Source organism: Streptomyces sp. NPDC004051 (assembly GCF_053604275.1).
Genome location: NZ_JBSGHG010000014.1, coordinates 67829 through 91509 on the forward strand (window position 1 = coordinate 67829; position 23681 = coordinate 91509).

Consider the following 23681-nt stretch of genomic DNA (forward strand, 5'->3'; position numbering starts at 1 on the left):
GGTGCTGCCAGCCTAGAGCCTGCCCCCCGATTCACCGTCCGCCACGACCCGGCCGGATCGTTCACCCACCGTCGAGATTGGAACACGGTCCGTACGGGGCAAGCACTGGGTGTACGGGTTCGAGGAGGTGGCGGCGAGACATGACACGCATGTCGAGGGCGAGAGCGGCCCGGCGGATCGCGGCGGGCGCGGCGTACGGCGGCGGGGGCGTCGGGCTGGCCGGCGCGGCCGCCGTCGGGCTGCTGCTGGCCGAGGCCCGGCTGGCGCGGTGGCGGGTGGGCAACGGCGTGACTCCTCACGTACCGAACGCGGACGGCCTGTACGGCGCCGCCTACACGGTGCCCGGTGAACCGGCGCTGCGGCTGACGATGCTGGGCGACTCCACGGCCGCCGGCCAGGGGGTGCACCGGGCCGGGCAGACCCCGGGCGCGCTGCTGGCCTCGGGCCTCGCGGCGCTCGCGGAACGGCCCGTGGGGCTGAGCACGGTGGCGGTGCCCGGGGCCCGCTCCGACGACCTGGACCGGCAGGTGAGGCAGGCCCTGGCCGATCCGGCCCGGGCGCCCGACATCTGCGTGATCATGATCGGGGCGAACGACGTCACGCACCGCCTGTCGCCCTCCCTCTCCGTCCGTCACCTGGCCTCGGCGGTGCGCCGGCTGCGGACGGCCGGAGCGGAGGTGGTCGTCGGCACCTGTCCGGACCTGGGCACGATCGAGCCGGTGTGGCAGCCCCTGCGCTGGCTGGCCCGGCGGGCCTCCCGGCAGCTGGCGGCGGCCCAGACGATCGGCACGGTCGAACAGGGCGGGCGCACGGTGTCCCTGGGGGATCTGCTGGGCCCCGAGTTCGCGGCGAACCCCCGCGAGCTGTTCGGCCCCGACAACTACCACCCCTCGGCGGAGGGGTACGCCACGGCGGCGATGGCGGTCCTCCCGACGGTCTGCGCGGTCCTCGGCCTGTGGCCGGCGGACCAGGAGCGCCCCGACGCCTCCCGCCGCGAGGGCTTCCTGCCGGTCGCCCGGGCCGCGGCGGAGGCCGCGTCCGAGGCGGGCACCGAGGTCGCGGCGGTGACGCCGACCGGTTCCCGGGGTCCCTGGGCCCTGCTCAAGCGCAGGCGGCGGCGCCGGGTCGGCGCGACGGAACCGTCCCCCGCCAGCCCGTCCGGTGTGTGAAGCCGGGTCCCGCCCCTGCCCCCTTCACGCGGGCCGCCTTTCGTACACGCACCGTTCACCGTTCGAGAGGCGGCGCGTCACCGGATCTCCCTCACCTTTCGCGATGGTGTGTCTCCACTGCCGCACCGCTGTCAGGAGCACGCCCCCGCGATGGAAAAGCCGCTTCCGGGATCCACCGGTCAGAGCCGGACCCGTACTCCCTGGTGGGACAACGCCCGGTTCGTGTCCGCCACACTGATCGTGGTCCTGCACACCGTGGGCAGCATCATGGACCGGCACGACTCGCTGCACGCCTTCCACGTCGCGGCCTGGGCCTTCCGGGTCCCGGCCTTCGTCGTGCTGGCCGGGGTCTTCAGCAGTGCGGGGCCGCTCGGCCCGCGCCACCTGCGCACCCTGCTGGGGAGCATCGTGCTGCCTGCCCTGATCTTCAGCCTGCTGTTCTCGCTGGAGACGAAGGCGCTCGGCGGTCCCCTGGATCTGCACATCGCCCAGCTGCCGTGGACGCTGTGGTTCCTGATGTCGCTGTTCTGCTGGCGGCTGCTGCTGCCATTGGTGGTCCAGTTGCGCCATCCGCTGCTGGTCACCACGGCCGTGGCGCTCGGACTCGGGTACGTGGAGGAGTTCGGGCTCCAGTTCTCGGCCAGCCGGACGCTGGTGTACCTGCCGCTGTTCTACTTCGGCTGGCGGCTGGGCCAGGGCATGCTCCGGGAGTGGTTCGAGAGCCGGTGGAGCCTGCCGGTCGCCGTGGCCGGAGTCCTCGGCTCGCTCACCGTGGCAGCGCTGTGGCACCGGGACATCCCGGGGTACTGGCTCTCCATGCGCCACGCCTACCGGGCCGACACCCCGCTCGGCCTGGAGGGCGCCTGGCTGATCCGGCTGGCCGTACTGGCCTCGGCGGCGGCGCTGGTGCTCTGCATGCTGCGGTTGACGCCCAGGCGGCGGGTGCCGCTGGTCTCCGCGCTCGGGGCGGGCGGGTTCACCGTCTACCTGCTGCATCCGCTGGTCATCCTGCCGCTGCGGGAGAAGGGCCTGATCGCCCGGGCGGACACCCCGCCGGAGCTGGCCGCGCTCGTCGCCTTCGGAGTGCTGCTCACCGTGGTCCTCGCCTCGCCGTTCGTCCGCAGGCTCGTCCAGCCGCTGACCCGGCCGCCGGTGGGCTGGCTGCTGACCCCGGCGCCCGCGACGGCACCCGCGGCGCCCGCAGCACCCCCGGCACCCCCGGCACCCCCGGCGCCCGCGGAGACGCCCCCGTCCGACCCGGCCGCCATACACTCTAAGCAGGCGCTTAGAGAAGAGGTCCGTATCACACGCTGATGGCCGTGACCGACGGCTTACGTCCGGGTAACTTCCCAAGCAGCCCCGCCCCTTCCGTCAGGAGCCGTGATGCCCGAAGCCGTGATCGTCTCAGCCGCCCGCTCCCCCATCGGCCGCGCCTTCAAGGGCTCCCTGAAGGACGTACGCCCGGACGACCTGACCGCCTCGATCATCCAGGCCGCCCTCGCCAAGGTCCCCGAGCTGGACCCGAAGGACATCGACGACCTGATGCTCGGCTGCGGTCTGCCCGGCGGCGAGCAGGGCAACAACCTCGGCCGCATCGTCGCCGTGCAGATGGGGATGGACCACCTCCCCGGCTGCACCGTCACCCGCTACTGCTCGTCGTCCCTGCAGACCTCCCGCATGGCGCTGCACGCCATCAAGGCCGGGGAGGGCGACGTCTTCATCTCGGCCGGCGTCGAGACGGTCTCCCGGTTCGCCAAGGGCAACTCCGACAGCCTGCCCGACACCCGCAACCCGTTCTTCGCCGAGGCCGAGGCCCGTACCGCCGCCGTCGCGGAGCAGGAGGGCACCACCTGGCACGACCCGCGCGAGGACGGTCTCGTCCCGGACGCCTACATCGCGATGGGCCAGACCGCCGAGAACCTGGCGCGCGCCAAGGGCGTCACCCGCCAGGACATGGACGAGTTCGGCGTCCGCTCGCAGAACCTCGCCGAGGAGGCCATCAAGAACGGCTTCTGGGAGCGCGAGATCACCCCGGTGACGCTGCCCGACGGCACGGTCGTCACCAAGGACGACGGCCCGCGCGCCGGGGTCACCCTGGAGGGCGTCTCCGGCCTCAAGCCCGTCTTCCGTCCCGACGGCCTGGTCACCGCCGGCAACTGCTGCCCGCTCAACGACGGCGCCGCCGCCCTCGTCGTCATGAGCGACACCAAGGCCCGGGAGCTCGGCCTGACCCCGCTCGCCCGGATCGTCTCCACCGGCGTCTCCGGCCTCTCCCCCGAGATCATGGGCCTCGGCCCGGTCGAGGCGAGCAGGCAGGCCCTGTCCCGCGCCGGTCTCACCATCGACGACATCGACCTGGTCGAGATCAATGAGGCGTTCGCCGCCCAGGTGATCCCCTCCTACCGTGAGCTCGGCATCCCGCTGGAGAAGCTGAACGTCAACGGCGGCGCCATCGCCGTCGGTCACCCCTTCGGCATGACCGGCGCCCGCCTCACCGCCACGCTCATCAACTCCCTGCAGTTCCACGACAAGCAGTTCGGCCTGGAGACGATGTGCGTCGGCGGCGGCCAGGGCATGGCCATGGTCATCGAGCGCCTCAGCTGATCGGCCCGACCGACCGCCCCGGCCGCCCCGGCCGCCCTTCACGGCGAGCCGCACGGTAGCCGGAGCGGCACGGTCGGTGAGACGACGGCCCGGAACCCCCGCACCACCGGGGTTCCGGGCCGTTCCGTGATCCAATCTCCCCCAGGATGTGACCTATCTCCCTCGCCGAGGAGGTTCACGCAGGTCAGAGCCCTGACCCCACCCGGTCTGGAAACCACACTCTGTCCGTTTCGTGACGTTACGCACTGACAGATGGTTAGTCCACCCTTCAAGCTGATGTAGGAAGTCGGGGTCGACTGTGAACCGGGAGTACGTCAGTGAGCGCCATGCCGATCGCCCTGTTGGTCACCACGGCCGCCACCGGCGCCGTGGGCGTCGCCGTCCTGCGCAGCATCTGGGTGCTGCGCCGACAGGTCGCGGCTCTGCACACCGAGCTGGCCAGGAACAACGCCGCCGCCCTGAGCGCGCTGCTGCCCGCCGCCCGCTCGGCCCACGCCGAGGAGATACGCGCGGCCGTGGCCGAGGCACTCGCGGAGGAGCGGGAACGGGAGCTCGCCGAGGCGCGGGCGTTCTGGGCCGCCCAGGAAGCCCGTGACATCTCCGACGCGCCGACCCTGCTGGGGCTGGCCGACAGCGAGCTGTTCCTTCCGCGGCAGACCGATCTCGTCGGTCTGGAGCCGGTGACCGAACCGGGCGCCGACGCCGACACGTACACGCCCAAGGACCGTAAGGACGTCACGGACGCCAAGGACTTCGCCCAGGGCGGCGGCTCCGCGGACTCCCCCGAGCTGGCCGCGGCCCGCCGGCGGCACCCCTCGCACCCGGACTTCGTGCCCCATCCGGCCCCGGCCGTCGCCGACGACGAGCGCACCGTGGCCACGCTGGAGGAGCTGGCCGCCTCCGAGGTGGAGCTGACCGACGTCCGTCCCGGCCCGCTGGGCACGCTGGACGTCTACGTCTTCGCCGACGGCACGACGCTGTGCATGACACCGGGCCACCGCGAGACCGCGGAGCGCCTGGCCGCGGCGCTGCGCGAGGGCAAGACCCCGTTCCTGCTCGGCGGCTCCGGCATCTCGGGCGCGTACACCCTGACCTTCGCCTGCGGCGAGGAGAACGTCTACATCCTGGCGGACCGCGTCATCGCGTCCCTGTGACCCGGGGCCGAGCCGGGGTCGGCCCAAAGCCGGCCCGGGGCGCCGCCCCCGCGGGCGTCTACACCCCGGCGCGTTTCTGCGCCTCCTCCACGAGCAGTACCGCCTCCTCGACCTCCTCCTCGTTCTCCAGCACGAGGGCCAGGTCGTGGCCGGCGACGGAGAGCTGGTCGGCGGCGGCGAACATGCCCGCGTCGGGCATCTCGCGGGGCTCGGTGCCCGGCTCCTCGACGCGCTGGGTCCACCGCGCCAGCTCCCTGGCCAGAGCGAGTGCCTCGGCAGCGGCTCCCCGCTGCAGCCGGCTCTGCGGCGCGGCCCGCAGACGGTCGGCGAAGTGGTCCACGGCACGGGTGAGGGGCGTCGTATCAAGCACGCGGTGAGCGTACGCGGCGTGGCAGGGCTGTTGCCAACGGACGAACACTCGGGCACGGTGACCTGAAGGACCGGCTCACATTCCTGCGCTGGAGGCGCCGATGTCCCAAGTCTTCTCCGAGGAGACCCATCGCAACCTGCTCGCCCGCATCCCGCGCTGCACCGGTCGTGAGATCTCCGACTGGCTGCGCACCGTCGAGGAAGGCCCCTCCCTCCTCCGCTTCGAGGAGAAGGTCAGCTGGCTCCGCCACGAACACGACCTGGCGTACGGCCACGCCAAGGCGATCGTCCACGAGTACGACCGGAGAAGGGCGGCGCGCGAGCTGCTCTAGGTGTCCGTCCGCCCGTCCGCACCACGGCGAAGGGCCCCGGGGAGACCCCGGGGCCCTTCGCCCGCACGTGCCACCGGCGTGGCGTGGCGTCAGTCGCTGCTGTTGAAGATCGCGATGAGCCGCAGGAACTCGAGGTAGATCCACACCAGCGTCAGCGTGAGGCCGAAGGCCGCGAACCAGGCCTCCTCGCGCGGGGCGCCGTAGGCGAGCCCGTCCTCGACCTGCTTGAAGTCCAGGGCGAGGAAGCAGGCACCGAGGATGATGCCGACGATGCCGAAGACGATGCCGAGCGGACCGCTGCGGAAGCCGAGGCCGTCACCGCCGCCGAACACCGCGAACAGCAGGTTCACGCCCATCAGCAGGATGAAGCCGAGCGCGGCCGCCATCACGAAGCCGTAGAAACGGCGGTTGACGCGGATCCAGCCCGCCTTGTACGCCACCAGCACGGCGGCGAAGACCGCCATGGTGCCGAGCACGGCCTGCATGGCCGCACCGTTGGCGACGTGGGTGTCGACGATGTTGGAGATGACGCCGAGGAAGACGCCCTCGACGGCGGCGTACGTCAGGATCAGCGCGGGCGAGGCCTTGCGCTTGAACGACTGCACGAGCGCCAGGACCATGCCGAGCAGCGCCGCGCCGATGCCGATGCCGTAGGACCGGCTGATGTTGGCCTCGTCGACGGGCAGCAGGGCCCAGGAGAGGGCCGCGGCGACGATGAGCAGGCCGAGCGTGCTCGCCGTGCGCATGATGACGTCGTCGATGGTCATCCGGCCGGTCGTGGCCGGCGCCTGCGGCGCACCGTGCTGCAGATCCTGCTGTCCGTAAGGGTTCTGCGCGTAGGGGTTCTGCGCGTACGGGTTGCCGGTGGGCTGCGCGTACGGGTTGCCCTGCGTGGCGACAGCGGGACCCCCGGCCTGCGGCGCGGTGTTGAAGCCCGCGTAGCCGTTGTCGCGGCTGAACCCCCGTCGCGAGAAGACCGGGTTTCTGCTCCTCATTGCACTCCTCCATGGCCACACGGCGTGGCCTTGGGCTCAACAGTAATGGGTAGGCAAAGGAAAGACCCCCCTGCCTCGGGAGGATCTTTCCCTCGTCATGCTGCACAACACGCTACGCGGCCACGTGATTCCCCTCACCGCACGGGCTCGAACCATGACCGACCTGGGACCTGTCCGGAACCGGCCGGAGACCACCCCCGGTCGGCCGCCCCCGCACCGTCCTCGGTCTCCTCGGAGGCCGCCTCGACGATCACGTGCCGGCCGGGGACCTCGAGGACCGGCCCGGGAGCGGTGATGCGCACGGGCGTCCCGTCGGCCCGGCCCTTGCCGTGGTCGCCCAGCACCAGCCCGGAGCCCCACCCCCGGAGTCCGCCGTCGGTGTCGACGGCGAGGCCGGTGTACTGGAAGGCCGCGGTACTCCGAACGGAGGAAAGGCCCCGAGGCACGAACCGCCCCGGACACCCGGATCATCACATCCCCTGACCCGTTTCCGATGAGTCGTCGTACTCATGCCCGAGTACGCAGCCGTACCCGAGCACATACCCCTGCGGACGACCCGGCCCTGGTACGGGACCCCGTCCAGTCGGCCCGGTCGTCGTCGGCCCCGGCAGCCGCGAGAGCAACGAGTTCCGTGTCGACGGAGAGGCCGCGAACGTCCCCTCGCCCCGTAGAGCGGCGCAGTGGCGCGGCAGCGCCTGATGATGCCCCCCACTGTTCAGCGACGTGGCGCCCACGGGCCACGAGAGGGGGATCGCTGCTGCACCGCCCGGCGGGACACCGTCCTCAGACGGTCACCGCATAGTCGGGCAGCACCAGCCCCGAGTGCGCCGCACGCCCTTCTTCGGCGCTCACCGTCACCCTCCCCGCCTGCGGGTCACGCACCACGGCGTTGCGGGCGTCGAGCTGCTCCTGGGTCGTCGGCGTCACCACGGTGCCGCCCTCGGTGGCCAGTGCCTGGTTGCGTTCCGCGAAAGGCCGCATCCGGCGCTCGTAGGCGGCGAAAGCATCCCCGTGATCCGCGTGCGTGGCCAATTCGCCCGCCAGGACGTACGCACCGACCAGCGAGACGCTCGATCCCTGACCGGAGAGGAACGAGGTCGCGTGCGCGGCGTCGCCCGCCAGCGCGACGCGACCGCGGGACCACGTAGGCATGTGGATCTGGCTCACGACGTCGAAGAAGAGGTCGTCGGCCTCCCGCATCGCCTCCACCAGGCGCGGCAGGTGCCAGACCCGCTCGGGGAAGTGCGCCGCGACCAGGTCACGCTGGGCCTGCGGATCACGGAAGGCGTCGAAGGGCGGGACCTCGCGGGTGAAGGTGAGGAAGCCGTGCACACGCTCGGACGGCTCGTGGGCGTAGAGGACCGCGCCTCGTCCCGGCACGTTCCAGATGGCCGCCTCGTGTGCCAGTCCGAACTCGTTCGGCAGCGTGAAGCCGGCGAAGATATGGCCGAGATAGTGGTGGAAGGGCTCTTCAGGGCCGAAGACCAGGCGGCGCGTGTTCGAGTGCAGTCCGTCCGCACCGATCACCAGGTCGAAGGTGCGGCGAGTTCCGCTGTCGAAGACGACGTGCACGGCTTCTCCATCGTCGTCCAGCGCGGCGATCGAGTCGTCGAAGAGGAACTCGATCCGCGCCGGTAACGGCGCGCAGAGCGTGTCGGCCAGGTCGCCGCGCCGGACTTCGAGGTCGAATCCCGCCTCTCCGCCGGTCGCCTGCTCGGGCCGCAGCGAGCCGATCGTCTCGCCGACCGGGTCCACGAAGGTGATCCGCTGGCTGTGCACGTGCGCCTCACGAAGGCGCGGCAGCATGCCCATCCGGTCGACGACTTCGCGGGCCGTGCCGCGTATGTCGATCGCGTACCCGCCCCCTCGCACGGCGGGGGCCTTCTCGACGACGGTCACCTCGAAGCCGTACCGGTCGAGCCAGTACGCGAGGGCGGGGCCCGCGATGCTCGCTCCGGAGATCAGTACGCGACGGACGGGTCGGGACGCCTGGTCCATGGCTCTCACCTTTCCTCCGGGACATGCCCGGCACGAAGGGGTACGCGCCGCGTGCACAAAGACGCATACCTTACTTAGGTATCCTTAAGGAGGTCATGCGGCGCCTCGATGGCGTCGACCACCCCCCCTTGCAATATAGATACCTAACTCAGGTATGTAAATGGAGGTGCCGTGACCCACGAGTCGCCCGAGTCCCCTGTGTCGCCCGTGTCGCCCGTGTCGGAGAATCCTCCGCCCACCGACCTGCTCGCCGTGCTGCCCCGGATCATCCAGTTCAGCGCCGCTGTCACCAGGGGTCGGCTCATCGAGCACGCCACCGAGGCGGCCGGCCTCGCCCTCGACCGCCCCGCCATGGGCGTGCTGCTCTCCCTCCGCACAGCCGACAGGCCACTGCGGATCGGCGAGATCGCCGACCGCATGCAGGTCGTGGGCCCGCACGTCACCCGCCAGGTCCAGGCCCTGGAGAAACGCGGCCTCGTACGACGTGTCGCCGACCCGCACGACCGCCGAGCGAGCCTCATCGAACCGACCGAGGCAGGTGCGGAGGGAGCCAACCGGTACGTGACCTCCCTGTTGGCCTGGTTCGCCGAAGCACTCACCGACTGGTCACCACAGGACCGGGACGACCTCGCCCGGCTCCTCGCCCGGCTCGTCGACGACGTAACGGCCCGGCTGACACGGTTCGACGAGGACGGCGAGGGCTGAACAGTGGGAAGGACCGCGCGGCGGCCGGGGCGCGGGCAGTATCCGGTGGGCCTCGCCGAGCATGCGCTCCGCCTGGACGTCGCCGAGGTCGCGCCGTAGCTCGTCGGCGTGGCTGATCCACTGCCGGTAGAGCCGCCCCCACATCTCGGGCTCGTCGGGCCGCTCGTCGACGTGCTCCACGATGAGCCCGGCGGCGCGGGCCTGTTCCTCCCAGACGGGTTCGGCCCCGCGCCACAGGGCCCGGGTGAGGAGCAGCCGGGAGCCACGACCGCGTTCCGCGCAATGGCCGAAACGCGAGGTCTGGAAAGCCGTGCGCCCCCATAGTGACCGCCCCAGCGCGCCCCGTACGTCCTGGTCACTCATAAGAGCGACAAAAACATTGAGCGCAGAACAATCGCGCGGCGGGCCCGACATTCTTCCCCTGGGGGCAGGGCCCTTCCCTACACCTCGTCAGGCGCAGTCCCGCTGCTGCACGTACCCGAGGGACGTCAGGCCCTCCGCCGCACACAACCGGTCCGATGCACCCCCCACCTCGGTCTGGAGGAGCTGGTACGCCGCGCCGCGCTCGTGCCCCCACCGCATCGCCGCGCGCCACAGGGCCCGCCCGTAGCCGCGCCCGCGGTGCTCCGGCAGCACACCGAAGTACTGCGGCAGCAGCCGCACCCGCCCGACGCCGTCGAGCATCGTCTCCATGGGGCCGATCGCGCCGGCCACCCGGCCGTCACGAAGCACGGTGAGGACGGGCCCCGCCGTCCCGGCCTGCATGTGCCCGTACAGGAACCGGAAGCCGTCCGCGGCCATCTCCTCCGCGAACGCGGCGAATCCCGCCCCCTCGGGCAGGTGCGCGTACTCCTGGACCGGCGCGTCCGGCCCCGCTCCCGGCCGGGTGAACTCCTTGAGCTGGACGCGGGTCCCGCCCCGGGCGTACGTCTCCGGCTGATCCGTGCCGAGGGACCACACGATCCGGGCCTTCCCGGCGCCGTGCGCGGCCGCAAGCTTCTGAGCCAGGTCCGCGCCCACGGACAGACTCCCGGGGGCCGCCCCGTATACGTGGACCTTGACCATGCCGACGCCGCGCTCCACCAACGTGGGGACGAGGACACGGTCCGGGCCCTGCTCAACGGCGTCGACCAGGATGCGCTCCTCCTTCCTGAACGACCAGCGGCGATCCTTGTCGTACGGCAGGAAATCACCCGTACCGGCGACCTCCAGCACCGCGCGGAAGAGGTCAGGGAGCGCGCTGTCCGGGTGGACGGGGCCGAGGGTCGGCACGTACGGCACAGGCATCGCAGGTTCAATCCAGTCCCAGCGGAAATCCATGGCCGCACGCTACCCACGACGCGCACACGCCGCAGGCCCCGACGCCGAAGACGCCGGGGCCTGCTCATTCACGACCGGACCAGGTCAGGCTAGTGCGGGTTGTCGTCGCCGGCGGCGCACGAGCACTTCGCGCTGTCCATCACGGTGTCCAGGTCGTCCACCGCGGTGATCCGGGTCACCGGCTCCACCGGTGCCAGGACGGGCCGTGTCAGGTACGGCTGGCCGGTCTGGGGCGGGCCGTCACTCGGCAACGGGCGCCTCGGCGCGATCTCGACTGCTACAGCGGTCATCGTTCACCCTGCTTTCTATCTCCGTGCTGGCAATACGCCGCCAGCGGGGCCTTCGCCTCCTGGTAGTGCTTGGCCAGGGGCCTGCACACGCGGCAGGAACCGGCCAGGCTGCATCCCGAGCAGCCTCCAGTGCGAAGCATCAGGCGGTCGGCGATGGCGCCGAGCCGGGAGAGGCCGTCGATCCCCTCGTGGACCAGACTGATCTGGTCGTCGCGGCCGATCTTGCAGATGGACACCAGCCCGTGCGGGTCCATGTGGAAGAAGGTGTGTCCGGCGTTGCAGCCCGTGAACTGTTTCCGCACGCGCAGGTGCTCCTTGGACTGCGCGGTCAGGACCTCGCCGCCTCCGTAGATCGTGGGCGTCATGTTGGTGAAGACCTCGTACTCGACGCCCCACGACTCGCACAGGTCGACCATGGCCTGTTCCTCATGGCCGTTGTCCTCGGTGACGACAATGCTCATGCGCAGCGGCAGCCGCGCGTGGCGGGCGGCGTTCATGCCCTGCACGAACTGGTCCCACGCGCCGGCCCGCTGCGTCAGCTCGTCGTAACTGGCCTTGGTCGCGCCGTACATGGACACAGTGACGCGGTACGGCGGGCACTCCCGGAAGAGCCTCAGCAGGTTCTCCCGCCACAGCAGCGACCCGTTCGTGGAGACCGTGATCATCATGCCCAGCTCGAACGCGTGCCGGTAGGAGCGCATGAAATCCCGGTCGATGGTCGGCTCACCACCAGTGACCTGGAGGAACAGCACGCCGGCCTCGGCCATGATGTCCAGGCAGCGCCGCTTGTCCTCCCACGGCATCCCGGACTGCATCTTGAGCCCCAGGTAGCAGTGCTTGCAGTCGTAGTTACAGCCGAGGTTGACCTCCCAAGAGGCCTTGCCGTAGCCCCAAGCGGACGGCTCCCGGACCAGCAGGACGTCACCCGCCGGACGGCCAGCCACGTCCAGGTCCTCCCACTGCTCCCGGGCGGCTTCCACCAGCCAGCCCGGAGCCGACGCGACAGGGTCCAGGGCGCGAAGCTCCTCATACCGGGACGGCGGCAGGAGGGCACCGCCACGGTGGCCCGGCCGCACGAGGACGTGTTGTTCCAGGAAAGGACTGGCGATCAGGGAATGCACGAGAGAACTCCTCTTCAGCGAGTCAGAGCCCGAGCGTCTTGGCCAGGAGATCGGCATTCGCGCCGAGGTCGTGGCCGAGGACCACGCCGTGGTGAGGCAGGGCGGCCAGCCGTCGGGCGACCTCCCGACGCGCCGCCTCGGTACCACCCCCGTCGACGCCCACCAGACCGAGCACGTCCGGGTACCGGTCCTCGGTGGCCCCGCTCATGAAGTCCGCCGCGCCCAGGGTGCGGCCGGTCTCCTCCTCGGCCGGGGCCGCGCCCGCCTCGACGCGCGGGAACAGCAACGCCGCGGCCTCGCCCTCGGTCGCCAGGGGCACCCCGAACCAGCTCGTGAACTGGCCCGGACACACCTGCGTTTTCAACTCTTTGCCGTTCTCCCACAACGGCGTGCGGTCCCCGGCGAGGAGCGCCTGAGTGACCCGCTCATCCTGTGTCGGGTGGAGCGCGTCACCGCCTTCCAGCCGCCCGCGGGCAATCTCGAACCAGCCGAGCGCCTCCAGCAGCCCGAGACCGACCGCGGCGGCCGCCGGCCACGGCAGCACATCCACCCCGCCGCGGTCGTTGGGCCGGACGAACACGCGGTCGTTCGCGAGCAGCCCGAGCCCGCGCCCGGAGGCCAGGGCGAGGGCCGTGGTCGTCTTGCCCGCGCCCTTACTGCCGAACGTCAGGACCGTACGCCCACCCTCGGCGACGACCGCCGAGGCGTGCAGCACCGCCCACCCGTCCCGCAGCAGCTGACCGCGCATCATCTCGCGGGCCAGGCGCGCGGTCGCCGTCGCGACGCCCTCAGCGTCGCGACCGATGACGTCCAGCCGTCCCGTGCCCGGCTCGGACCGGTAGGCAAGACCCTGCTCCGGCCCGACGGCCCGGATGACACCCGCGGACACATCCCGGGCGACGAGGAGCTGAGCCCGCGCGTAGACGGTGCTCGTGTGAGGGGCCTGCGTCACCGCGAACGCCGCGCTGTCGTACTGGCTGTCATCCACGGTCGTGGTGACCAGGGACCCGGCACAGACACCCTCCGCGGGCACCTCGGCCGCCTTCCACCACGGGCCGAAGTACCGGGCCGACCAGTCGGTGACGGCCCGCTCGGGCGAGACGACGGTCACGGACGCGCCGACGCTCTCCAGGCGTACGGCGTGAGCAGTCATGATCCATTCCTTCCAGAAAGTGGTTGCAACGGGATGCCACGCACCGCCGGATAAGCGGCGCGCAGCTTGGCATGGGTGGCCTCCCACTGCCGGGCCTCGGCAGCGTCCAGCGGAGGCAGGAAAGGTAGGGGCCGGCCCTGGGTGAAGCGCACTGGAATTCCGGCCCAACCGCCCCTGTGTGAAGCGCACAGCTCGGTCGTTCCGTCCTCGACACCGCAGGCCAGGCGCAGCGCGGACATCACCGCACCTGCGGGACCGCACCGGGTGCGGCCGATCCCGGCATTGATCCGGCCGGGGCGCGCGGTCAGCTCGTCGCGGACCTGTTGAAGGGGGACAGGCACGGGCTGCCCGTTGACGGTGGTCGACGAGGCGCACACGACGGCGGCCTCCCCGTGCTCGCCGATGACGTGCCCGGACACCGCATCCGCCGGCACCGCCAGGAGCCGGGCGAGGGCGAGCCGGTAGCGGGCGGAGTCCAGGCCGGAGCCGATCCCGAACACCCGCTGACAGCCGGACTCCTCGGCGAACAACCGGGTCATCAGGTCGACCGGATTGGTCACCACCAGGACCGTCCCCCCGTATCCGGCGAGCTGCCCGGCGAGGGACCGGATGACGGGCGCGTTGGCCTGCGCCCCGCCCATCCGGACGTCGGTGGTGCGGGCGTTCGTGAACTGAGCCCGGGCGGTGACCACCACGGCGGCGCACACGCGCAGCTCGGCGACGGTGGCCTCAAAGGGCCGCACCGGGGAGCCGAGCGCGGCCCGCATGTCGTCGAGGTCGTCCGCCAGGGCCTCGGCCTGCCCGGCCGTGCGGGAGGCGACGAGGACGCTGTCGCACAGCCCGGAGGCCACCAGGGCACCGCCGACAGCTTGGCCGACCGCGCCGGTACCGATGACGCCGACCGTCGGCGCCGCGGCCGTCATGCGACTACCTCGACGATCCTGTCGAGGGTCCGCTCTCCCCTGCCCCGGCAGAGAAGGGGGTCGAGGAGGTCGGCGCTCACCGCGTCGACGAGACGGCACACCGGGACTGCCCGCTCGACGAGGGCCAGGCCGAGACCGGGAAGCGGCAGCGCGGCCGGCGCGGACAGGTACGTCGTGAGGATGTTGAGCGTGTCCATCAGCCACAGAACCAGCAGGTGCCACAGCCATGCCCGCCGCTCTCTCACCGACATGCCCCCCGCGCGGGACCGGGCGACGAGGGCGAGGCCGTCGACGACCAGGCCGGCGGTCTCCGGATTCGGCCGGCGCGCGATGAGGACCAGGACGGTGCGGCTCAGCAGCTTCGCCATGTCGGCCATCGGGCTCGCCCGCACCATGCCCGGGTCGAGGAACACCGGCCGCCCGTCCGGGCCGTCGGGGAACGCGATGTGCTCGGGTTTCAGGTCGCCGTACGCGAGGGTCGTGCCCATGACCGAGGGCAGCATCGCCCGCAATCCCTGGAGCCGCCGCACGCTGGCACGCACCATCTCCGCGATCTCCTCGCGCTGCCCCGGGCAGCGTTCGGCGCCGAGCTGGTCGACGTATGCAGCGCCTTCTGGGCCGGTGAACTTGCGGAGGAACGTGCCGTCGATGCTGCGCTCCCCGATGACCCCGGCCGCACCCAGGCGGCGGGCGGCGCCCGGCCGGTACAGCGGGCGCAGCTCCGCGAGCGGGCGCTCCAGCAGCTCGCGAGCCTCACCGGGCCGCGCGAGGAGGAGTTCCCCAAGGGTGGGCCCCGGAACGGCCTCGGTGAAGATGACCCCGTCCCGGATACCGACGACCTTGCACACCCGCGGACCGTCCAGGCCGGCGAGGACCCGCAGCTGCGTGGCCTCCCCTGCTAGGAGGGCGTCCGGCCGCTGCGCGTACTCCTGCTGTGCCTGGCACACGGCGGGCCAGGGGCCCCGGGTGCCGCGCAGCAGGGAGACGAGGGAGACCCCCAGGATGGACGTCTTGGCGTACACGGTGCGGTCGCCGACGCGGACGCGGTGGACGTAGCCGGTGACGCTGGGGACGTGCCGGTCCAGGAGAACGGGCTCGCCGGGCCAGAGGTCAGCGGCGGCCTGGTGGATCCGGGCGGCGGCGTGGAGGAACACTTCGGCCACGGTGGGCCGGGTGAGGCTGTGCTGAGCGGGAGCGGCATAGACGCCGGTGGTCACGAAAACGCCTCCCTATGGGCTGCTCGTTGTCCGTGAAAGCGCGACTCCGGCCGCCCGACGGGGGTGGCGGACGGCCGGAGGTGGAGCCCCGTCGGCGCGGTCAGGTCTCGCGCCGACGGGGAGTCAAGGGCGGCTACGGGGCCAGGACGGGGGTCACCGGCACGCTCTCTGGCGATCGCGCGCCCGACCCCTGCGGGCCATCGCCTCCACGGCCTCCACGGGGCAGAGCTCACCGGGAGAGTCCATGGGGACGCACCAGTACGAGCGTCCGCGCGGGATAGTGCAACCGACGTCCGGCACACCCAGGTAGTGATCCCGGCCGATGCATGCCGCCCCGGGGAAGTCCCGGGCCGGGAACTGCCCGAGGGCACGCCCCGGGACCAGGGCGTAGTACCGGAGGGTGTGGAGGCTCATGAACACCGGGCCATCGATGGCCTGGCGGAGGTAGACGTCCACCTCCTTCAGTTCCTCCGACCCGGCCGCGCACCACACCAGGCGGGCCGGGAGACGGATCGCGGAGAGGATGCCGCCGCAGGCCAGGAGGGCGATCCTGTCGCGCTCCCTCCACTGCGCGCGGGCCAGGTCGCGGTTCTCCGCAGCGGACAGGAGCCAATGGGAGACGGCGAGGTCCCGCTCCGCTCGGGTCACCAGGGCCGCCCCCTCCACGGTCCGGATGTCGTTGCTGGGTACCTCGTCCGTCTCCAGCTCCCGGCGCGCGGGCAGCCCGGTATCCGCCTGCGCTAGTCTCTCCAACACCTCTTGATTTACTGCGGGTTGGGTACGCTCATCCATATGGCGACTCCTTGGCAGTCGTCGCCCCGGAGGCCGACACCACGGCCCCGGGGCTTTTCGCGCAAGGGTGGTTTTCCGGCGGATGTCGCGCATCCCGCAGCGGGGTATCCCCATGATGGGTACACACCTCAGACAGTCGTCCCGCAGACTCAGGCGAGCAGGAAGTGCCGCATGATCTACCAACCGCCAACCGCACTGCCCCCCGGGCTCCTCGACGACGAGGAGACGCAACGCTCCCTGGCTGCTCATGACTTCGGAACGGTGTTCCGGCTCGCCCGCGAACGGGCCGGGATCAGCTACTCGCGGATCGCCGCCGAGTGCGACATCAAGCCGGAACGGGTGGGCAGCCTCGCCCGGGGGAACGGCCGGATCACCACCTTCGACAAGGTCGTGCAGATCGCGGACGCCCTACGCGTCCCGGGGCACATGGTCGGCCTGGCTCCCCGCCCTTGGGAAACAGGCGATTCTCCTGCACACACGCACAGCAGAGAGATCGGACCCCCCATGCGCCGCCGAACCGTCCTGGCCGCCGCCTCCACCGGCCTGGCCGCCGCCCTGCCCGCCCTCCACCAGCCCTCGCCCCCCAACCACATCGGCCCCGGAGACGTCGCCCAGCTCCGCGCCCGCACCGCCCGCCTCCGCCGCCTCGACAACATCCTCGGCGGAGGCGACACCTACCGCGTCTACCTCAGCGAATACCAGCACACCAAGGGTCGGCTCCGCACCGCCAGCACCACCCCCGACACCCGCCGCAGCCTCCTCTCCCTCCTCGCCGAACAAGCCCAGCAAGCCGGGTGGGCTGCCTTCGACGGAGGCCGCCCGGCCGAGGCCGGCAGCCTGTACGAGGAGAGCGTGGCGGCAGCCCGCGAGGCCGGCGACGGTGATCTCCTCGGCAACGGCTTCGCGTTCCTCGCCTACCAGACCGCCGACCGCGACCAAGCCGCCGCGATGGCCGCCCACAGCTGCGCCTCCCTCACCGACAACGCACCCGCCACCGTCCGGGCCCTCCTCTACGAGCGGATGGCCTGGGCATGCGCCGTCGCCAACCGGCCAGCCGACACGGAACGAGCCCTCGCCGCCGCCCACACCGCCCTGGACGAGCAGCAGCACGGCGAAGAACAGCCGGACTGGGCCGCCTGGGTCGACCGGACAGAGCTGGACATCATGACCGGCCGCTGCTGGACAGAGCTACGCCGCCCCCTCCGAGCCGTCCCCGTCCTCACGAAGGCCCTGGGGCGGTACGACGACGCCCACGCCCGGGACAAGGCGCTCTACCTCTCATGGCTCGCGGATGCCTACCTCACGGCCGGGGAGATCGAGGAGGCTGCCGCAGTGACCGGCCGAGCGCTGGAGCTGTCCAGCGGCGTGGCATCCGTACGCCCCCGTCGGCGGCTCACCCCGGTACTGGCGCAGCTGGGTCGGCACCGGGACGTGCCGGCCGTCCGCCACCTGCTGGAGAGCGCCACCGTCTAGGACGACGCGGGGTCCACGCTGCCCTTGATCCACTCCAGGCAGCGGGCCGCCCCCGTGATCGGCGTGGCGATCAGCTCCGGGTTGTCCCATGGGTGCGCCTCGAGGAGGTACCGCTCCAGCTCCTGGTACCGCTCGCTCGTCGTCGTGAGGAGCAGCCGCCACTCCTCACCCTCGCCGAACTCCCCAAGGTGCCAGAACACCGACGTGACGGGGCCGATGATCTGCGAGCCCGCGGCAAGCCGAGCCTTGACCGCCCCTTGGGCCAGGCCGACGGCTTGCTCGCGGGTGGGCGTAGCAGTCGAGACCTGCACGTAGTCGCTCATGGCCGGGAGACTAACGGCCCGCACCCCTGCCAGCCACAGGCAAGGCGTCTTGCAGTCGCGTGTGCTTCACGGCAGAACCCCACTTGGCCGACTGCGCGGTGAAGCAGTAGGAGCACAGCGGATTCCCGTCGCGCCCGTATCGGTGCGCGCCTCGCCCTCTTTGTTCTCCCGCGGGTGCGCAGATGCCGTACGGGCACGCTGGGGACGATGTGTTCCCACGACACGCAAGAGGTACGGCGCCAACCAGTCGTTTCCGCTGGTCAGCGCCGCTGAACCGGAAAGTGCCCGGAGCCGGACTTGAACCGGCACGCCCCTCGCCGGGGCAGCGAGGTTTAAGCTCGCCGTGTCTGCATTCCACCATCCGGGCAGGCCATGGGCTCCGCGTCGGGCACCCGCCGAGCCTATCGGGACCCCTCTCTCCCACAGCAGGGCGGTAGCCCCATGTTGTCTTATTTTATTGGCGCCTGAGGGTGCATCAGGCCATGGAAAACGCCATCAGCACTTGCCACCAGCCTTGCGGGCGAGGGCCGGCCGCGCATGCGGAATGACGGAATTTCACCGTATGAACAAGGGCGCTCCACCCGTTCTGACGATGTCCACCGCTCGGGTCGTCTCCTCCCGGGGGCCGGGGCGGCCGTCATCCCCAGGTATGACCGCCGCCCCGGCGGTCAGCCCCGAGTCGCCCCCCACAACCGGAGCAGCGGCTGACTACACGGCAGTGAGAACGCGAAACGATGGACCACGTCCCCGTTCCCGAGCCACGCGCCGTCGCACCACGCGCCGTCGCACCACGCGCCGTCGCACCGCACGTCGTCGCACCGCGCGTCGTCGCGAAAGATGTCGTCGCGCAGCAGCCGTCCCGACAGGAGTGCCCATCCCGTGACCACCGCACCTTCCCCCGAACTCCGTCCGGGGGGACCCTCAGCCGACCGGGCCACCGCCGTGGCCGCGCGCGCCACGGACCTGTCGAAGATCTACGGCCAGGGCGAGACCCAGGTGGTCGCCCTCGACCAGGTCTCCGTCGGCTTCCGGCAGGCGGAGTTCACCGCGATCATGGGCCCGTCGGGGTCCGGCAAGTCCACGCTGATGCACTGCGTCGCCGGTCTCGACACGTTCTCGTCCGGTTCCGTGCGCATCGGCGACACCGAGCTGGGCTCCCTGAAGGACAAGCAGCTGACCAAGCTGCGCCGGGACAAGATCGGCTTCATCTTCCAGGCGTTCAACCTGCTGCCGACCCTCACGGCCCTGGAGAACATCACCCTTCCGATGGACATCGCGGGGCGCAAGCCGGACAAGGAGTGGCTGGACACGGTGATCCGGATGGTCGGCCTGTCCGACCGGCTGAGCCACCGGCCCGCGCAGCTGTCCGGCGGTCAGCAGCAACGGGTCGCCGTGGCAAGGGCGTTGGCCTCCCGGCCCGACATCATCTTCGGCGACGAACCCACCGGAAACCTCGACTCCCGTTCCGGCGCCGAGGTGCTCGGCTTCCTGCGCAACTCCGTGCGCGAGCTGGGGCAGACGGTGGTCATGGTGACCCACGACCCGGTCGCCGCGGCCTACGCGGACCGGGTGGTGTTCCTCGCGGACGGCAGGATCGTGGACGAGATGCACGGGCCGACGGCCGACTCGGTGCTCGACCGCATGAAGAAGTTCGACGCCAAGGGCCGCACCAGCTGAATCAGTCTCATCGACAGCGCTGATGAAGCTGATCGAAGCCCCGTCACCGGTCGGCGCCCCGCCCCGCCCTCGTACCTCTGAACTCGAGAAGACACCCATGTTCCGTACCGCCTTGCGCAATGTGCTCGCGCACAAGGCCCGGCTCCTGATGACCGTGCTCGCCGTGATGCTCGGCGTGGCCTTCGTGTCGGGGACCCTGGTCTTCACCAACACCGTCTCCGACGCTCTCCAGAAGCAGTCCGCCAAGGGCTTCGACCACATCGACGTCGCCGTCACCCCCGAGTGGAAGGAGCCCGAGGGCGACCGGATCGGCGGGTATCACGAGCTGACCCCGGCCATGGTCGACGACAGCGCCGGGGTGCCCGGCGCCGCGCGGGCCATCGGGATCGTCCAGGGGTTCACCGCCCTCGCCGACAAGGACGGCAAGCTGGTCGGCGACGGCTTCCAGTCGCAGGGCGGCAACTACTGGGGCGACGACGACCCCCGCTACCCGCTGACCGAGGGACGCGCGCCCGAGGGCGCCGACGAGATCCTCATCGACTCCGAGACCGCGAAGCGCACCGGTTACCGGGTCGGTGACACCGTACGGATGTCGGTCGACGGCCCCGTGCTGGAGCCGGTCGTCACCGGTGTCTTCACCACGGACGACGGCAACGTCGCGGCCGGCGGGAGCCTCACCCTGTTCGACACCGCGACCGCGCAGAAGCTGTTCGGCAAGGCGGGCACGTTCGACGAGATCGCCGTCAAGGCGAAGGACGGCGTCTCCGAGGCCACTCTGCAGTCGCAGCTGGAGAAGGCGCTGCCCGCCGGCGCCGTCAGCACCAGGACCGGCGGAGAACTCGCCGACGCGCAGGCGGAGATGATCGCCTCGTCGATGAGCGGGCTGAAGCAGGGCCTGCTGGTGTTCGCCGGCATCGCGCTGTTCGTCGGCACGTTCATCATCGCCAACACCTTCACCATGCTGGTCGCCCAGCGCACCAGGGAACTGGCGCTGATGCGCGCGGTCGGCGCCTCCCGCCGGCAGGTCACGCGGTCGGTGCTGATCGAGGCGTTCCTGGTGGGCGCGGTCGCCGCCGTGGTCGGGCTGCTCACCGGTGTCGGCATCGGCGCCGGACTGCGTTCCCTGGTGGGCTCGCTGGGCGCGACCATGCCCGACGGCCCCCTGGTGGTCACGCCGGGCACCGTCGGCACCGCGTTCGCGGTCGGCGTCCTGATCACCATGCTCGCCGCCTGGCTGCCCGGTCGCCGGGCCGCGAAGATCCCGCCGGTGGCGGCGATGAGCTCGGTGCACGCCCAGGCGACGGCCAAGTCGCTGGTGCTGCGCAACACGCTCGGCGCGCTCTTCGCGGGGGCCGGCATCGCGGTGGTCCTCGTGGCCACGACGATGGACGCCTCGGACGGCCAGGCCCCCATGGGGCTCGGCGCGGTGCTGCTGATCATCGGCGTGTTCGTCCTGACGCCCCTGCTGTCCCGTCCGCTGATCGCCGCCGCGGCTCCGGTGCTCCGCGTCTTCGGGGTGGCCGGGAAGCTGGCCCGGCAGAACTCGGTGCGCAATCCGCGCCGCACCGCCGCGACCGCGTCCGCGCTGATGATCGGGCTCACCCTGATCACCGGTATGACGGTGGTGGCGGGCAGCCTGCAGAAGTCCATCGACAAGATGGCGGCCTCCTCGATCAAGGCCGACTACGTGGTGTCCATGGCGAACGGCCACGGGCTGACGCCGGACGTGGGGAGCACGCTGCGGGAGGCCGACGGCGTCACCGCCACCAGCCCCATGCGCAACGCGGCGGCCCGCATCGACGGGAAGACCGAGTACCTGACCGGTGTCGACGGCGCCGCGATCGGCGAGCTGACCCGGTTCCCGGTCCGGGAGGGCTCCTTCGAGGTGGGCGGCACCCGGATCGTCGTCGACCACGAAACGGCCGAGCGCCGCGGCTGGAAGGCCGGTTCCGGCCTCACCGTCGCCTACGAGGACGGCAAGAAGCAGAAGCTGACGGTCGCCGGTGTCTACGAGGGCAACGAGATGTTCCGCGGCATCATGCTCGACACCGCGACGCTCGCCCCGCACCAGCCGGACCCGAACGACATGCTGGTCCTGGTGAAGACCTCCGACGGCGCCTCCGACACGGCGAAGGAGAACCTGGCGAAGGCCCTCGGCACCAACCCCGCGATCAAGATCCAGGGCAAGCAGGACCTCTCCGACGAGTTGGCGCAGATGTTCACGCTGGTGCTGAACATGGTCTACGGACTGCTGGCCATGGCCGTGCTCGTCGCGGTGATCGGGGTCATCAACACCCTGGCCATGTCGGTGTTCGAGCGGTCCCAGGAGATCGGCATGCTCCGCGCGGTCGGCCTGGACCGCGGGGGCGTCAAGCGGATGGTCCGCCTGGAGTCCCTGGTGATCTCCCTGTTCGGCGGGGTGCTCGGCATCGGGCTGGGCGTGTTCTTCGGCTGGGCGGCCGGTCAGCTCCTGGGCACCAAGATGTCGACGTACGAACTGGTGCTGCCCTGGGGCCGGTTGGCGGTCTTCCTGCTGCTGGCCGGTGTCGTGGGCGTACTGGCGGCGCTGTGGCCGGCCCGGCGGGCGGCACGGCTGAACATGCTGCAGGCGATCAAGACCGAGTAGCCGCGCGGCACGCGCGGCACGCGCGGCCGGACAGCACGCGCGGGCGGGCCCCGTCACGGTGACCGACGACCGGTCACCGCGACGGGGCCCGCTCCTTCGCGTCGGGGCCAGGGGCGGTCCGGTCAGTTCCAGGTGCGGGCGCGCAGGGGGAGGCCGGAGGCGCCGGAGGCGGGGGTCCTCACGGCCAGCACCTGGTTGACACCGAGGCGGCCGTGTTCGAAGGCGAGCGCGGAGGCGGCCATGTACAGCAGCCAGACGCGGGCGCGTCCCGGGCCGGCGAGCTCGACCGCCCGGTCCCACCCCGCCTCCAGGTTGGCCACCCAGCGGCGCAGGGTGAGGGCGTAGTGCTCGCGGATCGACTCGACGTCGCGCGCCTCGAAGCCGGCCCGCTCCAGCAGGGACACCGTGGTGCCCACGGGGGCGAGTTCACCGTCGGGGAAGACGTAGGCGTCCATGAACGGGTTCAGGCGGTACGCCGATTCGTCCCGCTGCGGGCGGCGCGCGATCTGGTGGTTCAGCAGCCGTCCGCCGGGCTTCAGGAGGCGGTGCAGGGCCGTGGCGTACTCCAGGTACCGCTGGGCGCCGACGTGTTCGGCCATGCCGATCGAGGAGATCGCGTCGTAGGGGCCGTCCGGGACGTCGCGGTAGTCCTGGACCCGGATCTCGACGCGGTCGGTGAGCCCTTCGTCGGCGACGCGTTTACGGGCGTGGGCGGCCTGCTCCTGGGAGAGGGTGATGCCGACGACGCTCACACCGTGCTCGCGGGCGGCGTGGATCGCCATGGAGCCCCAGCCGCAGCCGACGTCCAGCAGGCGCCGGCCCGGCGTCAGGTCGAGCTTGCGGCAGACGAGTTCCAGCTTGTCGCGCTGGGCCTCCTCGAGGGTGCCCCGCGGGGGCGGGGCCGGCCAGTAGGCGCAGGAGTACACCATGGACGGGCCGAGGACGATCCCGTAGAAGTCGTTGCCGACGTCGTAGTGGTGGCTGATGGCGCGTCGGTCGCTGCGCTTGGTGTGCAGGCCGCGGCGGGGCCCGCGGGCCTCCTCCGGGGGCGGGCCGGGCGGCAGCGGCGGGCCCGCCATCGCGAGGAGGCCGCGGACGGCGGAGCGGACCTCGGGGTCGCGCAGCGACCGGTCCGGGGCGGGGGCGTCCTCGGCGCGCTCCCAGAGGAGGCCGGAGAGCAGGTCGAGGGCGGTGTAGAGGTCGCCCTCGACACCGAGGTCACCGGTCACCCAGGCGCGGGCGAGGCCGAGTTCGCCCGGTTTCCACAGCAGGTGGCGCACGGCCCGGCGGTTGCGTACGACGAGGGTCGGTGCGCCCGGGGGGCCGGCCTGGGATCCGTCCCAGGCGCGGATGCGCAGGGGGACGGGTGTGCCCAGCAACTGTTCGACGAGGCCCTTCAGCCGCGGAGCGGCGTCTCTCATGGTGTACACCTCCGCTAGT

Annotated in this window: 23 protein-coding genes and 1 tRNA gene; 9 read left to right on the forward strand and 15 right to left on the reverse strand. The window is 71.5% G+C overall.

Annotated elements, in window-relative coordinates:
* Nucleotides 1-140 precede the first annotated feature (140 nt).
* The 4 genes from ACWEQO_RS17260 to ACWEQO_RS17275 all read left to right on the forward strand — a co-directional run bounded on the left by ACWEQO_RS17260 (nt 141) and on the right by ACWEQO_RS17275 (nt 4927).
* Nucleotides 141-1169 carry an SGNH/GDSL hydrolase family protein gene (locus ACWEQO_RS17260; protein ID WP_361455061.1) on the forward strand — a complete coding sequence of 343 codons (1029 nt, stop codon included), beginning with the start codon at nt 141-143 and terminating at the stop codon, nt 1167-1169.
* A gap of 150 nt (nt 1170-1319) precedes the next feature.
* Nucleotides 1320-2483, forward strand: a complete 1164-nt coding sequence (locus tag ACWEQO_RS17265; protein ID WP_452983891.1) for an acyltransferase family protein — start codon at nt 1320-1322, stop codon at nt 2481-2483.
* A gap of 69 nt (nt 2484-2552) precedes the next feature.
* Nucleotides 2553-3773: an acetyl-CoA C-acetyltransferase gene (locus ACWEQO_RS17270; RefSeq protein WP_361455055.1), complete on the forward strand. Its 1221-nt coding sequence runs from the start codon at nt 2553-2555 to the stop codon at nt 3771-3773.
* Nucleotides 3774-4090: 317 nt separating this feature from the next.
* Entirely contained in the window at nt 4091-4927 is an 837-nt protein-coding gene (locus ACWEQO_RS17275) for a hypothetical protein (protein ID WP_452983895.1), read from the forward strand.
* Nucleotides 4928-4985: 58 nt separating this feature from the next.
* Here the strand turns inward: ACWEQO_RS17275 and ACWEQO_RS17280 are convergent, their stop codons facing one another.
* Complete coding sequence (locus tag ACWEQO_RS17280; protein ID WP_361455049.1) at nt 4986-5297, reverse strand: hypothetical protein; 312 nt, start codon at nt 5295-5297, stop codon at nt 4986-4988.
* Between the two features lie 100 nt (nt 5298-5397).
* Between ACWEQO_RS17280 and ACWEQO_RS17285 the strand changes: the two genes are divergently transcribed.
* Nucleotides 5398-5628 (forward strand): DUF4287 domain-containing protein, encoded by a 231-nt coding sequence (locus ACWEQO_RS17285; RefSeq protein ID WP_452983898.1) that lies wholly within the window; start codon nt 5398-5400, stop codon nt 5626-5628.
* An 89-nt stretch (nt 5629-5717) separates the two neighbouring features.
* Here the strand turns inward: ACWEQO_RS17285 and ACWEQO_RS17290 are convergent, their stop codons facing one another.
* The 3 genes from ACWEQO_RS17290 to ACWEQO_RS17300 form a co-directional block, all read right to left on the reverse strand.
* A complete protein-coding gene (locus ACWEQO_RS17290) occupies nt 5718-6623 on the reverse strand; it encodes a Bax inhibitor-1/YccA family protein (RefSeq protein ID WP_452983901.1) in 906 nt (301 codons plus the stop codon).
* A 134-nt stretch (nt 6624-6757) separates the two neighbouring features.
* Nucleotides 6758-7069 (reverse strand): hypothetical protein, encoded by a 312-nt coding sequence (locus ACWEQO_RS17295; RefSeq protein ID WP_361455040.1) that lies wholly within the window; start codon nt 7067-7069, stop codon nt 6758-6760.
* A 337-nt stretch (nt 7070-7406) separates the two neighbouring features.
* Nucleotides 7407-8621, reverse strand: coding sequence for an FAD-dependent monooxygenase (locus ACWEQO_RS17300; protein ID WP_361455037.1), 1215 nt, complete (start codon nt 8619-8621; stop codon nt 7407-7409).
* Between the two features lie 207 nt (nt 8622-8828).
* On the opposite strand from ACWEQO_RS17300, the gene ACWEQO_RS17305 reads away from it, so the two are divergent.
* Nucleotides 8829-9326 (forward strand): MarR family winged helix-turn-helix transcriptional regulator, encoded by a 498-nt coding sequence (locus ACWEQO_RS17305; protein WP_452984012.1) that lies wholly within the window; start codon nt 8829-8831, stop codon nt 9324-9326.
* On the opposite strand, the gene ACWEQO_RS17310 is transcribed toward ACWEQO_RS17305, so the two are convergent.
* The 8 genes from ACWEQO_RS17310 to ACWEQO_RS17345 all read right to left on the reverse strand — a co-directional run bounded on the left by ACWEQO_RS17310 (nt 9228) and on the right by ACWEQO_RS17345 (nt 16142).
* Complete coding sequence (locus tag ACWEQO_RS17310) at nt 9228-9689, reverse strand: hypothetical protein (protein WP_361455031.1); 462 nt, start codon at nt 9687-9689, stop codon at nt 9228-9230. The two genes, ACWEQO_RS17305 and ACWEQO_RS17310, sit on opposite strands and share 99 nt — an antisense overlap.
* 87 nt (nt 9690-9776) lie before the next feature.
* Nucleotides 9777-10613: a GNAT family N-acetyltransferase gene (locus ACWEQO_RS17315; protein WP_452983905.1), complete on the reverse strand. Its 837-nt coding sequence runs from the start codon at nt 10611-10613 to the stop codon at nt 9777-9779.
* A 122-nt stretch (nt 10614-10735) separates the two neighbouring features.
* Complete coding sequence (locus ACWEQO_RS17320) at nt 10736-10936, reverse strand: hypothetical protein (RefSeq protein WP_452983908.1); 201 nt, start codon at nt 10934-10936, stop codon at nt 10736-10738.
* Nucleotides 10933-12057, reverse strand: coding sequence for a radical SAM protein (locus tag ACWEQO_RS17325; RefSeq protein ID WP_452983911.1), 1125 nt, complete (start codon nt 12055-12057; stop codon nt 10933-10935). The genes ACWEQO_RS17320 and ACWEQO_RS17325 overlap by 4 nt, the downstream gene beginning before the upstream one ends.
* Before the next feature lie 22 nt (nt 12058-12079).
* On the reverse strand, nt 12080-13210 hold the full coding sequence (locus ACWEQO_RS17330; RefSeq protein ID WP_452983914.1) for a hypothetical protein: 1131 nt from the start codon (nt 13208-13210) through the stop codon (nt 12080-12082).
* Complete coding sequence (locus ACWEQO_RS17335; protein ID WP_452983917.1) at nt 13207-14133, reverse strand: lactate/malate family dehydrogenase; 927 nt, start codon at nt 14131-14133, stop codon at nt 13207-13209. Before ACWEQO_RS17335 ends, ACWEQO_RS17330 begins: the two co-directional genes overlap by 4 nt.
* Nucleotides 14130-15350, reverse strand: coding sequence for a phosphotransferase (locus tag ACWEQO_RS17340; RefSeq protein WP_452983920.1), 1221 nt, complete (start codon nt 15348-15350; stop codon nt 14130-14132). Before ACWEQO_RS17340 ends, ACWEQO_RS17335 begins: the two co-directional genes overlap by 4 nt.
* Before the next feature lie 153 nt (nt 15351-15503).
* On the reverse strand, nt 15504-16142 hold the full coding sequence (locus ACWEQO_RS17345; RefSeq protein ID WP_452983923.1) for a hypothetical protein: 639 nt from the start codon (nt 16140-16142) through the stop codon (nt 15504-15506).
* Between the two features lie 171 nt (nt 16143-16313).
* Between ACWEQO_RS17345 and ACWEQO_RS17350 the strand changes: the two genes are divergently transcribed.
* Complete coding sequence (locus tag ACWEQO_RS17350; RefSeq protein ID WP_452983926.1) at nt 16314-17615, forward strand: helix-turn-helix domain-containing protein; 1302 nt, start codon at nt 16314-16316, stop codon at nt 17613-17615.
* Here the strand turns inward: ACWEQO_RS17350 and cutA are convergent.
* Nucleotides 17612-17938: a divalent-cation tolerance protein CutA gene (gene cutA, locus ACWEQO_RS17355; protein WP_452983929.1), complete on the reverse strand. Its 327-nt coding sequence runs from the start codon at nt 17936-17938 to the stop codon at nt 17612-17614. The two genes, ACWEQO_RS17350 and cutA, sit on opposite strands and share 4 nt — an antisense overlap.
* 282 nt (nt 17939-18220) lie before the next feature.
* Nucleotides 18221-18305 (reverse strand) — tRNA-Leu (locus ACWEQO_RS17360).
* 470 nt (nt 18306-18775) lie between these two features.
* Here ACWEQO_RS17360 and ACWEQO_RS17365 point away from each other — a divergent pair.
* Both ACWEQO_RS17365 and ACWEQO_RS17370 read left to right on the forward strand, forming a co-directional pair.
* On the forward strand, nt 18776-19615 hold the full coding sequence (locus ACWEQO_RS17365; protein WP_452983932.1) for an ABC transporter ATP-binding protein: 840 nt from the start codon (nt 18776-18778) through the stop codon (nt 19613-19615).
* A gap of 97 nt (nt 19616-19712) precedes the next feature.
* The gene (locus tag ACWEQO_RS17370; RefSeq protein WP_361455008.1) at nt 19713-22241 is read left to right on the forward strand and encodes an ABC transporter permease; all 2529 of its coding nucleotides are present in this window, start codon (nt 19713-19715) and stop codon (nt 22239-22241) included.
* 122 nt (nt 22242-22363) lie between these two features.
* Here the strand turns inward: ACWEQO_RS17370 and ACWEQO_RS17375 are convergent, their stop codons facing one another.
* Nucleotides 22364-23662: a class I SAM-dependent methyltransferase gene (locus ACWEQO_RS17375; RefSeq protein WP_452983936.1), complete on the reverse strand. Its 1299-nt coding sequence runs from the start codon at nt 23660-23662 to the stop codon at nt 22364-22366.
* Between the last annotated feature and the right edge of the window lie 19 nt (nt 23663-23681).

Bases quoted from the DNA above. Each gene is read 5' to 3' on its own strand.
- ACWEQO_RS17350 (WP_452983926.1), top strand. From the start codon at position 16,314: ATGATCTACCAACCGCCAACCGCACTGCCCCCCGGGCTCCTCGACGAC.
- ACWEQO_RS17260 (WP_361455061.1), top strand. From the start codon at position 141: ATGACACGCATGTCGAGGGCGAGAGCGGCCCGGCGGATCGCGGCGGGC.
- ACWEQO_RS17370 (WP_361455008.1), top strand. From the start codon at position 19,713: ATGTTCCGTACCGCCTTGCGCAATGTGCTCGCGCACAAGGCCCGGCTC.
- ACWEQO_RS17310 (WP_361455031.1), bottom strand. From the start codon at position 9,689: ATGAGTGACCAGGACGTACGGGGCGCGCTGGGGCGGTCACTATGGGGG.
- ACWEQO_RS17335 (WP_452983917.1), bottom strand. From the start codon at position 14,133: ATGACGGCCGCGGCGCCGACGGTCGGCGTCATCGGTACCGGCGCGGTC.
- ACWEQO_RS17270 (WP_361455055.1), top strand. From the start codon at position 2,553: ATGCCCGAAGCCGTGATCGTCTCAGCCGCCCGCTCCCCCATCGGCCGC.
- ACWEQO_RS17315 (WP_452983905.1), bottom strand. From the start codon at position 10,613: ATGCCTGTGCCGTACGTGCCGACCCTCGGCCCCGTCCACCCGGACAGC.
- ACWEQO_RS17285 (WP_452983898.1), top strand. From the start codon at position 5,398: ATGTCCCAAGTCTTCTCCGAGGAGACCCATCGCAACCTGCTCGCCCGC.
- ACWEQO_RS17365 (WP_452983932.1), top strand. From the start codon at position 18,776: ATGTCGTCGCGCAGCAGCCGTCCCGACAGGAGTGCCCATCCCGTGACC.
- ACWEQO_RS17375 (WP_452983936.1), bottom strand. From the start codon at position 23,662: ATGAGAGACGCCGCTCCGCGGCTGAAGGGCCTCGTCGAACAGTTGCTG.
- ACWEQO_RS17300 (WP_361455037.1), bottom strand. From the start codon at position 8,621: ATGGACCAGGCGTCCCGACCCGTCCGTCGCGTACTGATCTCCGGAGCG.
- ACWEQO_RS17330 (WP_452983914.1), bottom strand. From the start codon at position 13,210: ATGACTGCTCACGCCGTACGCCTGGAGAGCGTCGGCGCGTCCGTGACC.
- ACWEQO_RS17290 (WP_452983901.1), bottom strand. From the start codon at position 6,623: ATGAGGAGCAGAAACCCGGTCTTCTCGCGACGGGGGTTCAGCCGCGAC.
- ACWEQO_RS17265 (WP_452983891.1), top strand. From the start codon at position 1,320: ATGGAAAAGCCGCTTCCGGGATCCACCGGTCAGAGCCGGACCCGTACT.
- cutA (WP_452983929.1), bottom strand. From the start codon at position 17,938: ATGAGCGACTACGTGCAGGTCTCGACTGCTACGCCCACCCGCGAGCAA.
- ACWEQO_RS17345 (WP_452983923.1), bottom strand. From the start codon at position 16,142: ATGGATGAGCGTACCCAACCCGCAGTAAATCAAGAGGTGTTGGAGAGA.
- ACWEQO_RS17320 (WP_452983908.1), bottom strand. From the start codon at position 10,936: ATGACCGCTGTAGCAGTCGAGATCGCGCCGAGGCGCCCGTTGCCGAGT.